The organism is Streptomyces sp. TLI_105 (genome assembly GCF_900105415.1).
Taxonomy (GTDB): domain Bacteria; phylum Actinomycetota; class Actinomycetes; order Streptomycetales; family Streptomycetaceae; genus Streptomyces.
In genome coordinates, this window is the sequence record NZ_FNSM01000001.1 from 7,208,672 (window position 1) to 7,222,522 (window position 13,851).

17 protein-coding genes, 1 tRNA gene and 1 pseudogene are annotated in these 13,851 nt (G+C 71.5%); 11 read left to right on the forward strand and 8 right to left on the reverse strand.

Annotation, left to right across the window (positions count from 1 at the left end; genetic code table 11):
• Window positions 1-33: 33 nt before the first annotated feature.
• The 3 genes from BLW86_RS32985 to BLW86_RS32995 all read right to left on the reverse strand — a co-directional run bounded on the left by BLW86_RS32985 (window position 34) and on the right by BLW86_RS32995 (window position 2,163).
• Window positions 34-900: a GNAT family N-acetyltransferase gene (locus BLW86_RS32985; protein ID WP_093877411.1), complete on the reverse strand. Its 867-nt coding sequence runs from the start codon at window positions 898-900 to the stop codon at window positions 34-36.
• A 73-nt stretch (window positions 901-973) separates the two neighbouring features.
• Window positions 974-1,537: a DUF1707 SHOCT-like domain-containing protein gene (locus tag BLW86_RS32990; protein ID WP_093877412.1), complete on the reverse strand. Its 564-nt coding sequence runs from the start codon at window positions 1,535-1,537 to the stop codon at window positions 974-976.
• Window positions 1,534-2,163 carry a TetR/AcrR family transcriptional regulator gene (locus BLW86_RS32995; RefSeq protein ID WP_093877413.1) on the reverse strand — a complete coding sequence of 210 codons (630 nt, stop codon included), beginning with the start codon at window positions 2,161-2,163 and terminating at the stop codon, window positions 1,534-1,536. Before BLW86_RS32995 ends, BLW86_RS32990 begins: the two co-directional genes overlap by 4 nt.
• A 161-nt stretch (window positions 2,164-2,324) precedes the next feature.
• On the opposite strand from BLW86_RS32995, the gene BLW86_RS33000 reads away from it, so the two are divergent.
• From BLW86_RS33000 to BLW86_RS33010, 4 genes and pseudogenes are all read left to right on the forward strand, one after another.
• On the forward strand, window positions 2,325-3,104 hold the full coding sequence (locus BLW86_RS33000) for a class I SAM-dependent methyltransferase (protein ID WP_093877414.1): 780 nt from the start codon (window positions 2,325-2,327) through the stop codon (window positions 3,102-3,104).
• Between the two features lie 145 nt (window positions 3,105-3,249).
• Complete coding sequence (locus tag BLW86_RS33005; RefSeq protein WP_143060295.1) at window positions 3,250-3,795, forward strand: hypothetical protein; 546 nt, start codon at window positions 3,250-3,252, stop codon at window positions 3,793-3,795.
• Window positions 3,796-3,837: 42 nt separating this feature from the next.
• Window positions 3,838-3,963: pseudogene (locus tag BLW86_RS44125) on the forward strand (IS5/IS1182 family transposase); the annotation flags it as partial.
• A 42-nt stretch (window positions 3,964-4,005) separates the two neighbouring features.
• Window positions 4,006-4,079, forward strand: a tRNA-Met gene (locus tag BLW86_RS33010).
• Between the two features lie 131 nt (window positions 4,080-4,210).
• Here BLW86_RS33010 and BLW86_RS33015 read toward each other — a convergent pair.
• The 3 genes from BLW86_RS33015 to BLW86_RS33025 form a co-directional block, all read right to left on the reverse strand.
• Complete coding sequence (locus BLW86_RS33015; protein WP_093877416.1) at window positions 4,211-4,669, reverse strand: hypothetical protein; 459 nt, start codon at window positions 4,667-4,669, stop codon at window positions 4,211-4,213.
• A gap of 366 nt (window positions 4,670-5,035) precedes the next feature.
• A complete protein-coding gene (locus BLW86_RS33020) occupies window positions 5,036-5,773 on the reverse strand; it encodes a VOC family protein (RefSeq protein WP_093877417.1) in 738 nt (245 codons plus the stop codon).
• Between the two features lie 419 nt (window positions 5,774-6,192).
• Complete coding sequence (locus BLW86_RS33025; RefSeq protein WP_256341494.1) at window positions 6,193-6,597, reverse strand: STAS domain-containing protein; 405 nt, start codon at window positions 6,595-6,597, stop codon at window positions 6,193-6,195.
• A 113-nt stretch (window positions 6,598-6,710) separates the two neighbouring features.
• Between BLW86_RS33025 and BLW86_RS33030 the strand changes: the two genes are divergently transcribed.
• From BLW86_RS33030 to BLW86_RS33065, 7 genes are all read left to right on the forward strand, one after another.
• Window positions 6,711-7,043: a helix-turn-helix transcriptional regulator gene (locus BLW86_RS33030; RefSeq protein ID WP_093877418.1), complete on the forward strand. Its 333-nt coding sequence runs from the start codon at window positions 6,711-6,713 to the stop codon at window positions 7,041-7,043.
• A 583-nt stretch (window positions 7,044-7,626) separates the two neighbouring features.
• A complete protein-coding gene (locus tag BLW86_RS42210) occupies window positions 7,627-7,776 on the forward strand; it encodes a hypothetical protein (protein ID WP_177181822.1) in 150 nt (49 codons plus the stop codon).
• A 62-nt stretch (window positions 7,777-7,838) separates the two neighbouring features.
• Complete coding sequence (locus BLW86_RS33040; RefSeq protein ID WP_305633334.1) at window positions 7,839-8,312, forward strand: ATP-binding protein; 474 nt, start codon at window positions 7,839-7,841, stop codon at window positions 8,310-8,312.
• Window positions 8,313-8,507: 195 nt separating this feature from the next.
• Window positions 8,508-9,266, forward strand: a complete 759-nt coding sequence (locus BLW86_RS44130) for a DUF3626 domain-containing protein (protein ID WP_371129636.1) — start codon at window positions 8,508-8,510, stop codon at window positions 9,264-9,266.
• Window positions 9,194-9,712 (forward strand): hypothetical protein, encoded by a 519-nt coding sequence (locus BLW86_RS43420; RefSeq protein WP_256341755.1) that lies wholly within the window; start codon window positions 9,194-9,196, stop codon window positions 9,710-9,712. The genes BLW86_RS44130 and BLW86_RS43420 overlap by 73 nt, the downstream gene beginning before the upstream one ends.
• A gap of 274 nt (window positions 9,713-9,986) precedes the next feature.
• On the forward strand, window positions 9,987-10,541 hold the full coding sequence (locus BLW86_RS33060; protein WP_143060296.1) for a hypothetical protein: 555 nt from the start codon (window positions 9,987-9,989) through the stop codon (window positions 10,539-10,541).
• Window positions 10,542-10,577: 36 nt separating this feature from the next.
• Window positions 10,578-12,257, forward strand: coding sequence for a long-chain fatty acid--CoA ligase (locus tag BLW86_RS33065; RefSeq protein ID WP_093877422.1), 1,680 nt, complete (start codon window positions 10,578-10,580; stop codon window positions 12,255-12,257).
• Between the two features lie 51 nt (window positions 12,258-12,308).
• On the opposite strand, the gene BLW86_RS33070 is transcribed toward BLW86_RS33065, so the two are convergent.
• Together BLW86_RS33070 and BLW86_RS33075 are read right to left on the reverse strand one after the other, a co-directional pair.
• Window positions 12,309-12,749: a hypothetical protein gene (locus BLW86_RS33070; protein ID WP_093877423.1), complete on the reverse strand. Its 441-nt coding sequence runs from the start codon at window positions 12,747-12,749 to the stop codon at window positions 12,309-12,311.
• Window positions 12,746-13,828, reverse strand: coding sequence for a flavin-containing monooxygenase (locus BLW86_RS33075; protein WP_093877424.1), 1,083 nt, complete (start codon window positions 13,826-13,828; stop codon window positions 12,746-12,748). Before BLW86_RS33075 ends, BLW86_RS33070 begins: the two co-directional genes overlap by 4 nt.
• Window positions 13,829-13,851 lie beyond the last annotated feature (23 nt).

Consider the following 13,851-nt stretch of genomic DNA (forward strand, 5'->3'; position numbering starts at 1 on the left):
ATCCCGCCGTGATCCCCGGCGCCCGGTGGCCGCTCAGGCCTCCCGGTACCGGTCCCGGACCTCGGGGCGCGGTCGGAAGCCGGCCGACTCGTAGGTCGCGACGGCGCCGGTACGGGAGCTCGGAGTGCAGACGAGCGCGCTCGACGAGCCCAGTTCCCGGAGGGCGGCCGCGGCGGCGAGGGTGATCGCCCTGCCGTGGCCCCGGCGGCGGTGGTCGCGGTGGACGCCCATCGGTTCGAGCAGGCCGGGCCTGCCCGGGCCGGCCGACCACACCGTCACCGCCGCCACCGCGTCGCCCCGACCGTCGTACGCGAGCAGACACCGGGCGTCGGCGTACGGCAGCCCGGCAGCCATCGCGTGCCAGCGTCCGGCCGTGAACCCCGATCCGTCGAACGCCGCCCGGTGCACGGCGGTGAACGCCTGCGCCCGCTCCGGTCCGACCGTCTCGATCCGCAGGCCGGGGTCCGGCACCGGCAGCGCGAGGTCGCGGCGCAGCGGTGTCCACGGCTCGTCGACGCCCCAGCCGGCCTCGGCCAGCAGGTCCTGGACGAGCGCGTCCGCCGGCGCCTCGACGTTCGCCCTGCCCGCGGGCAGCACGCCGTGCTCCGGCGTGGTCACGTCCTCGACCAGCCGCCGCGCCGGCTCCTCGTCCCGCCGGGCGTCCGGCGCGATCGTCAGCCGCAGCAGCCCGGGGCCGTCCAGCAGTCCGACGGCGAGGATCCGCCCGTCCCGGCTCCATGTCCTGACCGCCTCGGCGGTCGCTTCCGGACCCGACCGCCAGAACCAGCCGAGGTCGCCCGGATGCAGCTGCGTCGGCGCCCCCTCGTCCTGCCACGCGCGCAGCACGTCCACGACCTTGCCCAGCCCGTCGATCCCCGGGGTGTCCACCACGATCGTCATGCGCCGATCACACACGACGGGCCCGGTGGTCCGCACCCGGATTCCGGCGGGAGCGGCGGCTGCTCCGCCGGTGCTACTTCTTGGTGCGGGTGACGACGGCGCCGAAGAGGGCCAGGCCCTTGATCACGACGCGGGGCGTGCCGGGCTTGCCGATGCGCCGGGCGGCGCGCCTGTCGAAGACGCCGAAGAGCCCGAGGCCCCGCACCTCGACCTCGATGTCCTCCGGGACGGTGATCCTGGTGCCGCCCCACAGGGCGACGGCGCGGATCTCGGTGTCCTGTTCGCTGAAGCGCGCCTCGGTGAGGTCGAGCTTGCCGCCGCCCCACATCGACCAGACCGTCATGCGGGGCGGCACGACCCAGGGGCCCTTCCGCTCGAAGCCGCCGAAGACGCCGACGACGAGGCCGCGCGAGTCCGCCGGCCGGTCCACCACGAGGGCGTCCCGGGGGCCGGGGTGCGGCAGGCCGCGGCAGGCTTCCTCCAGGTCGCCCCGGGTGCGTGCGGCGTGCACCTCGTCGAGGCGGCCCGTCAGGTCCGCCAGCGGCAGCCTGCCGTTCTCGACGGCGGCCCGCAGCCGCTCCTCGGCGTCGGAGCGCTCGCGGTCCGAGGCGAGGATGTCCAGGTCGTGCCGGGTCATGGGGTCGACCCTCCGAGATAGGTGGCGAGGACAGAGGTCAGGGCGGTGCGGTAGGCGGCGTCGTGCTCGGGCCGGTCGGGGTCGTGCCCGAGGTCGGCGAGCCAGTAGCGCCGACCGAGGGCGTAGCCGTACGCGCCGGACATGCCGAGCAGGACGACCCTCTCGATCCGTGCCCGGTCGGGGCCTTCGGGCGGGGGGAGCACCGAGCGGACGCCCTCCTCGATCACGTCGACGAGGCGGGAGAGGTTCGTGGGGGAGTCCGGGGCGGTTCCGTCGTCCCAGCCGTGGAGCTGGGACCAGGTCCACAGCCGGACGTACCGCTCGTCGGCGAGGATGTCGAAGAGCACCTGGGTCATGCCGTCCGCGTACGGCACGCTGCCGTCGGCCCGCAGGCGCTCCCGTACGAGCTCCCGCTTGCGCTCGTTCTCGCGCTCGAGGACGGCCCGCACCAGTGCCCGGTAGGTCCCGAAGTAGTGGGTGACGAGCCCGTGGGTCACCCCGACCGCCTCGGCGACCCGGCGCAGCCCGACGCCGTCGGGCCCGTGCCGCGCGATGAGCTCGGTGGCGGCGTCCAGGATCTCGGCGCGTGCCTCGTCCGGAGTGCGCCGACGTCGTGCAGCAGGCATGGCCCTTCCCTGTCGGCAGAGTGGACGACATCTTGTTGTCCACTCTGACAACAAGTCGGGCACCGGTCAACTCGCCCTGGAGGGGGCCCAGATGACCTGCGTCGAAGTCGTGGGGCGAAGGGGGTGGTCGAATCCCCGGTGGCGTGGTTAACGTCGCCGCCATGGATCAGGACGAGCGTCTACTTCACGCCTCTTCGTTCGGTGCGGCGGCCGTCGCCTACGCCGAGCACCGTCCGGACTACGCGCAGGCCGCGGTGCGCTGGGCGCTCGAGCCCGCGCCCGGTCCGCGTGTGCTCGACCTCGGCGCCGGAACCGGAAAGCTCACCGCCGCCCTGGTCGCGATGGGCGTCGAGGTCGTCGCGGTCGAGCCCGACCCGGCGATGCTGGCCGAGCTGCGCCGTGCCCTGCCGGACGTCCGGGCCCTGCCGGGCAGCGCGGAGGCGATCCCGCTGCCGGACGGGTCCGTCGACGCCGTGGTGGCCGGCAACGCCATGCACTGGTTCGACATGGCCGTGGCGGGGCCCGAGATCGCCAGGGTCCTCACGCCCCACGGCGTCCTGGCCGGTCTGTGGAACGTCATGGACGACGCGGTCGACTGGGTCGCGGAGCTCGCGCGGGTCAGCGGGACCGCGGCCGTCGGCCCGCGTGACACGCCCGCCGCCTGGCGCGCCGAGACGGCGGACACGCACCTCCCGAGGACCGGCGAGGCCGCGCGGTTCGGCTCGCCGGAGCAGGTCGCGTTCCCGCACGGGCAGCGGCGTACCGCCGAGTCCCTCGCGGCGACGCTCGCGACGCGCGCCGGTGTCCTGGTCATGCCGGAGCCCGAGCGGGAGGCCCTCCTCGGCCGGATCCGCGCGTTCCTCGCGGGCAGGCCGGAGACCGCCGACGGCGAGTTCACCCTTCCGATGCAGACCGGCGTGCTGCGCGTCCGACGGCTGTGAAGCATCGGTGAGGGTCCGGGTGCCGACCGGTGAAAACGGTTGGCCTGAACGGCTCGACGGAACGGCCTTCGATCATGGAAACTGATCGGCAACAGGCTTTCAAGTGGCCTGAGTTAGTCAAGTAACGACAAGTGCGGGGGATGACATGGCAACACTCACTCGGCGTTGGTCGGCGCGCATAGCGGGCGCGATGGCCGGAGCGGCGCTGATCGTCGGTGGCACGACCGGCGTCTCGAACGCCGCCACGACCCCTCCTCCCGGGCCGAGCCCGTTCGACGCCCTCGGGAAGTACGGCGTGGTCACGAGCACGCACCCGGACACCGTGGGCTGTAACGGCTACAAGGTGGTCGGGTCGGGGACCGTCACCGGCAACCGGATCGCCGGCACCGGCACCTGGTCGCAGACGGAGGACGCCTGCACCGCGACCGTCGCCGGGCAGTGGGACATCAACGGCAAGGTGACGATCACCCAGACCGACGGCTCCCACCTCTACTTCACCTACCACCTCAACGCGCCGCTGACGTCGGACACCATGGTGTACCCGTCCGGCACGTTCACGATCACCGGTGGCGACGGCGCCTTCGACGAAGCGGTCGGCAGCGGCAAGATGAACGCCACGGTCAACCTGCTGGACAAGGCCCACGTCACCGCCACCCTGTCCGGATCCATGGGCTTCCGGTGGCAGATCTGACCTAGAGCGCGTCTCCTTGATCTGCTCGTCGGTCGATCAGTTGTGTCCGTCCGATTGGCGATCACCGATGCGGTGCGGGACCGGGTCGAGCCGCTGATGCCGGCCGACCCGGCCCGCTGGGCGCGGGCCCGCAGGATCGCGGCGACGCGGACGGCTTCGTTGCCGTGGTCTCGGGGGGTGCCGTGGGTGGCGTACAGTGGGGTCTTCCGACGCGGGGTGGAGCAGCTCGGTAGCTCGCTGGGCTCATAACCCAGAGGTCGCAGGTTCAAATCCTGTCCCCGCTACTGAAGTGACATGAGGCCCGGATCCTGTGGATCCGGGCCTCATGCGTGCACCTGCGCCCCAAGCCGTCCGTCCGGTTCTCGTCGCCGGGCCGACGGGGCGCCTCCCCTGCCGTGCAGGAGGCAAAGGTCCCTCACCCCACGATGAGGACCCGAAGCGGTTCTGCTGAATCGACACCAGTGAGCCAAGAACCGTCACACCGTGCTGGAGCTGCTGTCTGCTGTCCCTGGTCCTGGCCGTCCTCGAGGAACAGACCGTCCGCACTTCGCGGCCGGTCGGTGGATGCCCTGGACCCGACCCCAGAGCACGCCTTCGAGGCCGGCGTCCCGTGCGCGGCCCAGGTGCCCCCTGCGTCCTCGTGGTCGTGGACGGCTCCGTCCCCCCCGGTGTCGACGGGCAGGCCTGGGCACGGACGGGCCGTGGCCGTCGCCGTCGCAGCGGTCACCGCGGCCAGCGCCTCGCCGACCTCCGGGTCGATCCGGACGAGTGCGGCGGCCAGGGTGTCGATCGCGACCAGGGCGTCGTCGGCGGCCGCCGCCCTCCAGCCGTACCCGGCCGTGGCGTCCGCGAGCTCGCACGCCGCCTCCGCCACCTGGTCGGCCTGCTCCTCGATGCCGGCCCCGCCTTCTCCACCAACCCCATGCCAGCCACAGCGCCGCGCGCGGCCGCGGGGACACTGCCGGCCGGCGCCCCGGGGCATCACCGCTCGTCCCGGCCTGCGAGGCCTACACCGAGCGGGCCTTCACCGACTGACGCCTCCAGTGAGGCCAACGCGTAGCGCCGCCGTAGGCGCCGGAGCCGTACGGGCACCGCCGACGACTACGGCCAGCTCATGGCCTTCTGGCCCCAAGGACGCGCGCCGGCTGACCGGGGACGCCATCCCGGTCTCCGGCGGCATGGGCTGACGCCACGCGGTCTTCGCCGCCGCCCCGGAACCGCTCGGATCCGTTGCTCGATGTCAGCGAGGGGTGAGGAGGCAGAATTCGTTGCCCTCCGGGTCGGCCAGAACCGTCCAGGAGATTGCGGACTGATCGATATCAGGGTCGGTGGCGCCCAGGGCACGCAGTCGGGATGCCTCGGCGGCCAGGTCGTCACCGGGGTAGGGGCGGACGTCGAGGTGGACGCGGTTCCACACGCTCTTGGTGTCGGGGGTGCGGAGAAACTCCAGGTAGGGGCCGACGCCTTCGGCGGAGCGCATGGTCGCGTGGTCGTCGGTGACCTCGTGCAGCGTCCAGTCCATCGCCTCGCCCCAGAACCGGGCCATCTCCCGTGGGTCGGTGCAGTCGACCACCACCGCGGCGATCGGCCCGGTGTCCTGGTAGACCGGACGGGGCTCCAGGACGCAGAACTCGTTGCCCTCCGGGTCGGCCATGACCGTCCAGGGGACGTCGCCCTGCCCCACGTCGGCGAGCGTCGCGCCGAGATCCTTCAAGCGCGCGACCAACTCCGTCTGGTGGGCGGTCGAGGTGGTGGCCAGATCAAGGTGCACCCGGTTCTTCACCGTTTTGGGCTCCGGGTGGGCGACGACGTCGATGCAGACGGCCACGGGGTCGGGGTAGGCGAAGCCCACGGGTTCGAGGTTGGTCACACCGGGTCCCTCGCTGTCGACACCCCAACCGAGTGCCTCGGCCCAGAACCGGCCGAGCGCGGAGTCGTCCTGGGCCTTCATGTTGATCTGCACGAGTCGTGTCGCCATGCCGCAGATCCTAGAAGCTGCCGCCGTCCCAGGCCGCCGCGATCGACATCTGCTCGACCAGGTGCTGACTGCGGCCGCGCTTGCCGGGACTTCCGGATCAGACGTACGAGAAGCTCGGCTGGAGAGGCCTTACGTTTCAGATGGGGCCTCCCAGCAGGTGTCCCCGGCCTGGCTCTCTCATGCTGAACGGCCCGCACCCCTGCCTGGTGCGGGCCGTTCAGCTGCCCATGCGCCTGCCGGAAGGGGGAGACGGCAGGCGCATGGGCAGCCAGAGCGGTCCCATGCGCTCGGCAACCGCCTGCCCCCGATCCTCCACCTCACTCCAAGCCCGCCCCGGACAGTCGACGACGGAACGGACACAAGGCTGGGCACGGGAGGCTCGCCGCCCTGTCCAGGCGTGCTGGAGACGGCGCGCGTGCTCACGAGGCGACAGCGTCGTCGACCGTTTCCCGGATCTGCAGAACGTCGTCCACGCCGGTGATCGCGCAGAGCCGCCGGACCCGCTCCGACGGCGCCGCCACGCGCAGCTTTCCCGTCTGGTGGGTGAGGATCATCAGATTCAGGAAGGTCGAGTCCGCGAAGGTGACCCTGGAGGCGTCCAGGATCACCTTCGGATGCGTCTCGGTCGCGGCCTCCAGCGCGTCGGCCAAGGGGCCGATGGAGTGCATGTCGTAATCGCCGCAGGCCTCGACGACCTGCGCCCCGCAGCACTCGTACTGGATCACCACGTTCTGCTGCGACGCATCTCCGGTGACCTGCTCCGGTACCAGCTTCCTGCGGGGCGCGGTCAGGAGCGCGGGCGTGGTGGTCTCATCCCAGGACACTCTCGGACTCCCTCTGGTGGTCCCTCCCCAGGAGGGAAGGTGCGACATCTAATGCAGGAAAACTATGTCATGCATTTTTGTTCTGGCAAACGGGGTCCCGTAAAATCCGGGCCATGGTTGGATCCCCTGAATCTCACACCGGATGGACGTTCATCACGAACCACGCGCGTGTACTGGCCGCCATCGCGGACAACCCGAACGTTCGCATCCGTGACATCGCCGCCCACTGCCGGCTCACCGAGCGTGCCGTCTCGCGGATCATCGTGGACCTCGAACAGGACGGCTACCTCTCCCACACGCGAGAAGGCCGCACGAACACGTACCGCATAGAGCCGGGCAAGGTGCTGCGCCACCCGGCCGAAGCCGGCCTCCCCCTGGCCTCTCTGTTGTCCCTGCTCGTACAGGACGAGTCCGAGCGCACCGGCCAGCAGCCGGTCCTTCACTGACGACCCGGGCCGACGGGGGTGGTGGACGACCGGCTGCTGGACGAACCAGCCCCACGGGGCCGGGCCGAGGGCCTGCAGCCGACCGGGGAAGGCGGATTGCTCCGGCAACTGGCGAGGCGGTTGCCGGAGTCCGTCCTGGAGGGCGAGATCACCGATCACCTCAGCAGGGGAAAGCCCACCCCGGCAGGAGGAACGGCGGCGACCCCCGCAACGGAGCCCACGCGGAGACCGTGACGGCGCCGTCACCGGGCGGCCGAGCTCGAAGAGCCCTTCCGTCAGGAGTCCCCAGGGCGTCGCACGTGGGACTTCAACGCGTGCGTGCCAGTCGGCAGAGCGCCCCGGCACCTGGTCATGGTGCCGGGCGCGGGCGAGGCGCGCTCGGGCCTGGCCGAAGACCACGGACTCGGGGAGGTCGGGTCGCTGGAGAGGGAGTGCTCGCGGATCGTACGGACGGAACCCACCCGGGAGGTGATCTCCTGGCCCCGTCGACGTCGATGGCGTCGAACATGGCACGGCCCGCGCGAGCCCGCTCCCCGTCATGTGCCTGGCTCCCCTCTGCCGGCACCGGATGCGTCAGAAGGCGATGTGCAAGGCAGTCGGTAGGGAGTGGACGACCGCGGGCTACGTCTTCGCCATCCTCACCGGCACACGGCGCGCGCTCGACACCGCCCTCGACGACGCGGCCCGACCGGCACCGCCCCACGTGCGGAACTCCGATGCCCGCTCGGTGTGAGGATCCGATCGGGGGGTATACGGAGCCGCGCACACAGAGTCGCGTGGTGAAGGAGAACGGGGATGGGGCAGACAGCAGGCGTTGCGGACGGTCGGCCGCTGATGGCGGACATCGTGTCGGTGTCCGGCCTCTTCGAGGGCAGCGAGGACATTGCCGTCGCCCGCGAACTGGCCCGTACCTTCCTCGCCGATGCACAGGGCGTGCACGGCCTGCCGGTGTCCGAGCGCGCGATGAGCGTGGTGGAGCTGGTGGTCAGTGAGCTGGTCACCAATGCGCGCAAGTACGCGCCCGGCCCGTGCCTGCTGACCCTGGAGATCGTCGGCGGCGCGGTCGAGGTGACGGTGTGGGACAGCAATCCCACCCTGCCGGCCGTCCTTGCGCCCGACCCGACCCGGGTCGGGCAGCACGGGCTGGAGATAGTGATGGCGCTCGGCCAGAGCTTCGCCGTCCACCGTGAGCCTGTGGGCAAGCGCATCACCACGGCGATCGCCCTGACCGACGATCCCAGCGGCGCAGCCGCCGGTCACCGGCTGTGAGAAATCGTCTCGATGGGCGACCCACGCTCCGTGTCGCCGGAACGGGCTGTCGGCAGACAAACCAAGCGCATCGGTTGATCCAGTGGGGCCACACTGTGCCGACGAGCTCCGCAGCCCCCTCGGACATCGCAGGAACGGACACGTCGGCGCGTCACGGAACGGGCGTCGGGCCCTCCGATGGACCCGGCGCCATGAGTGACTCTCAACTTCCACCCGGACCGTCCGCTGCACGGCAGGCTGATCCTGGACGCCATGGCCGAGGACGGCGTCTACCGCTCGCAGTTCGTCACGAGAACCAGCAAGGGCGGACCGACCGCGCATCCAGGCGGTGACCGGTGGCGCTGGGAGAGCCGGATCTTCGGCGGAGCGTACGACGAAGCGGCCGCTCATGAGCGGCCCGTCTACGGGGCGTTGAACTTCCGTCGCAAACCGGTCGGTGGGGCGCCGCGGTTCGGCTCGGCCCACGGACGTCCTCGAGCGACGTCGTCGCCTCGTCCTCCTGACCCTGCTCGACACCGGGGAAGACCCGCTCGACGAGGGCCCGGCGGGCCTGCTCCTGCCGTACGACGGCGACGGCAAGCGCCGAGTCCTGCGGGCCCTGCCGACCAGGCCGGCCACCGCCTCCGCCGCGGCCGGGCCGGCGGCCGACCGCCCGCTTTCGACGCCGAGACGTACAAGCAGCGCAACACGGTCGAACGATGCATCAACCGGCTCAAGCGGTGGCGCGGCCTGGCCATGCGCACCGACAAACTCGCCATCGTCTACAACGCCGCTCTTCACCTCGCCGCCATCCTCATCTGGGCGCGAACACCAAGAACGAGCGAGACCGGACCTGAGAGAATCCATGGCGCATGCATCCGGGTTGTCAGGAGGAGTCGTTCATGTGGCTGGAGCGCAGGGTGGTCCCGGATGAAGACCGGGAGCAGTGGACCTGGACTCCGCTCGAAGCTGTAGGGCCCTTGAGGTTCGGACAGACCGTTGAGGAAGTCGCTGCCGTACTCCAGGAGCCGATCAGCGGTCGGGACTCGCGTGAACAGTGGGTTCCCTTCTCCAGCCGGGGCGTCGACACCTACTACCGCTCCGAAGACTGGACGCCGGCCGCGGTCGCCATCGATGCCTGCCGCGGACCTCAGATCTCCTTCGGAGAGGTCCGGCTGGTGGGACGGCTGCCGTCGGAGCTGACGCCGTGGCTGGAAGCAGGCGCAGACACCCACGAGGGCAGGCTGCGTTTCGGCCTGAACGGAGAGGCCGGACTTCCGGGCCTCGGCCTGGTCATGCGTTGCCAACAGAACGGCGATTTCAACCGCACCCGCCCCGTGATGGTGGCACCCGAGTGGGCTGACACGAGCGTGGACAGTTGGGAAGGCCCCCTGCCCAGCAGGGAATGGCTTGTGTACTGACATCGCTGCCCACAAGCCAGCCGCATCCTGCTTGTGCAGAGACACCGCACCGACCAAAGAGACGGGCCCTCGGGCCGATCAGGGGCGGATGACGTCCCGTCGACGTCCTCCGCCCCCGGAGCCGGTCTCGCCGTGAGCGAGGTCGGTTCCGCTTTCCCGTCGGCGACGCGCGTGTCGAACGTCTCGACGGAAGACTCCTCGATCGGAGAAGCTGGCCCCCAACAGCCCTTCATCTGGGCGTAGTTGGGACAGATCGACAAGTTCGGGGGAGAACATGGCAAGAGCTGCCCGTCACTGGTCCGCGCGCATAGCGGGCGTGGTGGCCGGATCGGTACTGATCGCCGGCGGTACGGCAGGCGTCACGTACGCCGCCGGGACCGGCCCCTCGGCCGTCGCCGCCGAGGCCTACCTTCCCACCGTCGAGATCACCAGCAACTTCGCGGTGGTCGCGACCACGCATCCCGACACCGTGGGCTGCAACGGCTACAACGTGACCGGGACGGGGACCTCCACCGGCAAGCCGGTCACCACCGCCACCTGGGCGCAGAAAGAAGTGGTGTGCACCGCGACCATCCCCGGCAAGTACGACATCAAGGGGACGGCGACGATGACGGAGCCCGACGGCGACCGGCTCGACATCAGCTACGCGCTCACCGCCCCGCTGACGTCGGACACCATGGTCTACCCGTCCGGCACCTTCAAGATCACCGGTGGCTCCGGCAACTACGCGTTCGTGGCCGGCAGCGGCAAGATGACCGCCCGCGTCAACCTGCTGGACCACGACCACGTCAGCAGCTCCCTGCTGGGAGACATCCAGTACCTCGGCTGATCCCGGACTCCGACCGTACTCGCAAGGGGCCGCACCATGAAGAGCACGATGCAGGACCGCGAGCTGCTGGTCCGCGACATCCTCGCGCACGGGCAACGCGTCTACGGGGACAGCCGGGTGGTGCGATGTGCCGACGGGCCGACCGCACGGTCCTCACAGACCTTCGCCGACATCGCCCGCCAGGCCGAACAGCTCGCCGCCGCACTCTCCCGACTGGGCGTGCAACTCGGCGAACGGGTCGCCACGCTGGCCTGGAACACCCCCGAGCACCTGGTGGCGTACCTCGCCGTACCGAGCATGGGGGCGGTGCTGCACACGCTCAACCTCCGCCTCCACCAGGACCAGTTGGGCTACATCATCGAGCACGCCGAGGACGCCGTCCTCCTCGTCGACGCGACCCTCCTGGAGATGCTCCCGCCCGTGCGGGACCGGCTGGGCGGCGTGCGCCACCTGGTCGTCATCGGCGACGCGCCGGAGGTGGAGCTGCCCGCCCACATCGCCGTACACCGCTGGGACGAACTGCTCGCGGCCGAGCGGCCCGGCTTCGACTGGCCCGACCTGGACGAACGGGAAGCGGCCGCGCTCTGCTACACGACCGGCACCACCGGCAACCCCAAGGGCGTGGCCTACAGCCACCGCTCGATCACCCTCCACACGCTCGGCGTCTCGGCCGGCGCCGGATTCGCGATGCACGACGGCGACCGCGTCCTGCCGATCGTGCCCATGTTCCACGCCAACGCCTGGGGCTGGCCGTACGCCGCCTGGCTCGCCGGCTCCGACCTCATCATGAACGGCCGCCGACTGCACACCCCGGACCTCGCCCGGATCATCAACGAGGAACGGCCCACCGCCGTCGCCGCGATCTGCACCATCTGGAACAGCCTGGTCCACCACGGCGAGCAGCACCCGCTGGACCTGAGCGGCGTACGACTCGCGGGCTGCGGCGGCGCCACCCCGCCGCGCGCCCTGCTCCAGCGGCTCAAGGACCGCTACGGGGTCCGGCTGAAGCAGGGCTGGGGGCTGACCGAGACCAGCCCCCTCGCCACCTTCGCCGTCCCCCCGCACGGCACCCCGGACGAGGACGAGGTCGACTGGCTGGCCAAGAGCGGCCGCCTCATGCCCTTCGTCGACGCCCGGCTGATCGCGGAGGACGGCAGCGAACAGCCCTGGGACGGCCGCTCGGTGGGCGAACTGGAACTGCGCGGACCGTGGGTCACCGGCTCGTACTTCAACACCGAGGACTCCGCCGAGAAGTTCCACGACGGCTGGCTGCGCACCGGCGACCTGGGAGTGATCGAACCGGGCGGCTGGGTGGTCGTCAGCGACCGGCTCAAGGACGGCATCAAGAGCGGCGGCGAGTGGATCTCCACCATCGAGCTGGAGAACGCGATCATCGAGCACCCCGCCGTGCTCGAGGCCGTCGTGGTCGGCGTGCCCGACCCGCGCTGGGAGGAGCGCCCCCTCGCCTGCGTGTCGCTGGTGCCGGGCGCCGGGGTCGGCGGGGACGAGCTCCGGGAGTTCCTGTCCGGACGGGTGGCGCGCTGGTGGATACCGGAGCGCTGGTCCTTCGTCGACGCGGTGCCCAAGACCAGCGTCGGCAAGTATGACAAGCGGGCGGTGCGGGCCCTGTACGGGGAAGGGGCCCTCGACGTCTGGGCCCCGGGCGGGCCCGGCGGGTCCGGCGAGCCCGGCGCTCAGGTGTCGCCCGCAGAGTGACGGAAAAGGCGGCGCCCCGGCTCACCGGGGCGCCGCCTCCTCCCGTACGCCTCAGGCCGACGTCGCGCGCGCGGCCTCGGTCAGCAGCTCACGCTGCTCGTCGGGGCCCAGGCCCAGCTCCCGTACCAGCCGGAGCGACAGGACGAGGTGGGCCTGCATCCTCGGCTCCGGACCGAGCCGCTCACCGCCGGCCGCCGTGGCCCCGTCCAGTCCCTCGGCGAACAGGCGCTCCAGGGCCGCCGGGTCGAAGTCCTCCGCCCCGGCCTCCAGCGAGCCGAGGAACTCCGCGACGTACCCGCTGATCTCCCGCGGCGTCGCGCCCTGCGGGAAGCGGCGGCGGACGACGAGCCCGAAGGCGGCGCCGACCGCCTGCCCGTACCCCGGGCCGGTGGGGTCGAGGGCGGTGGATTTCTGCGCGAACCCGATGAAGTCGAACGCCCACAGCGCGCCCAGCACGTCGAGTTCGGTGGAGGGGGTGGTGGCGGTGGTCATGACGGCTCACCTTCTGCCGTGGGGGAGGCGGTCGTGGTGCTCTGGGCGGCGGCGGTGACCGCCGCCGCGGCGCGCTCGGCGTCCCGACCGACGAAGCCGATCAGCGCCGAGCCGCGGGTGCGCATCCGGTAGAGCCCCAGGTAGTGGCTGCCGGGCAGCACCCCCGTGCCCTCCGTGTGCAGGGGCTGCCCGTCCTCGTCGAGCATCGCCGGGTCGAGCCAGCTCCAGTCGGTGCGGTAGCCGGTCGCCCAGATCACGGTGGACGGCTTGACGCGCTCGCCGTCGGCGGTGACCAGCTCGGCGCCCTCGGCCGCGGTGATCCGGCCCACGGTCCGCATCTCGCCCGCCGCGACCAGCTCGGGCACCCGGTCGCCGACGATCGGGTCCGGCGCCTGCATGTTCACCGGGAGGCTCATCACGCCGATGACGCTCATCCACCAGAACATGTCCCGCCCGACCACGGTCTGCGGCAGAGGCGGCGACACCTTGTCGCTGCAACCGAGCACCACGCTGTGGGACGCGGACAGCTCCGCGGCTATCTGCCGGCCGGAGTTGCCGTCGCCGACGACCACCACCGTGCCCGGCGGCACCTGGTCGGGTGCGCGGTACTCGCTGGTGTGCAGGGTGGGCACGTCCGCGCTCAGTCCGGCCGCGAACTCCGGAAGCCGGGGGGTGCCGAACGGGCCGGTCGCGATCACGACCTGCTCGGCGCGGCAGTCGCCGTGCGCGGTGGTCAGCAGATAGCCGTCACCGTCCCTGCGCAGCGACAGCACCCTGTGGTCGGTCAGCACCGGGATGTCGAACCGCTCGGCGTAGCCCCGCAGGTACGCCACGACCTCGTCCTTGCCGGGGTAGTGCGCGCCGGCCCCGGGGAAGGGCAGGCCCGGCAGCCCGGAGAACTGCGCGGAGGTGAACAGCTTCAGGGAGTCCCAGCGCCGCTCCCAGGTCTCGCCGACCTCGCTGCCCGCGTCGAGGACCACACACCCCACGCCGGCCTGCCGCAGGTGGTACGCGGCGGCGAGTCCGGACTGGCCCCCTCCGACGACGGCGACCGGCACGGTGGCCGGCAACGCGTTCATCGGCTCGCTCCGGCGCTGTTCCG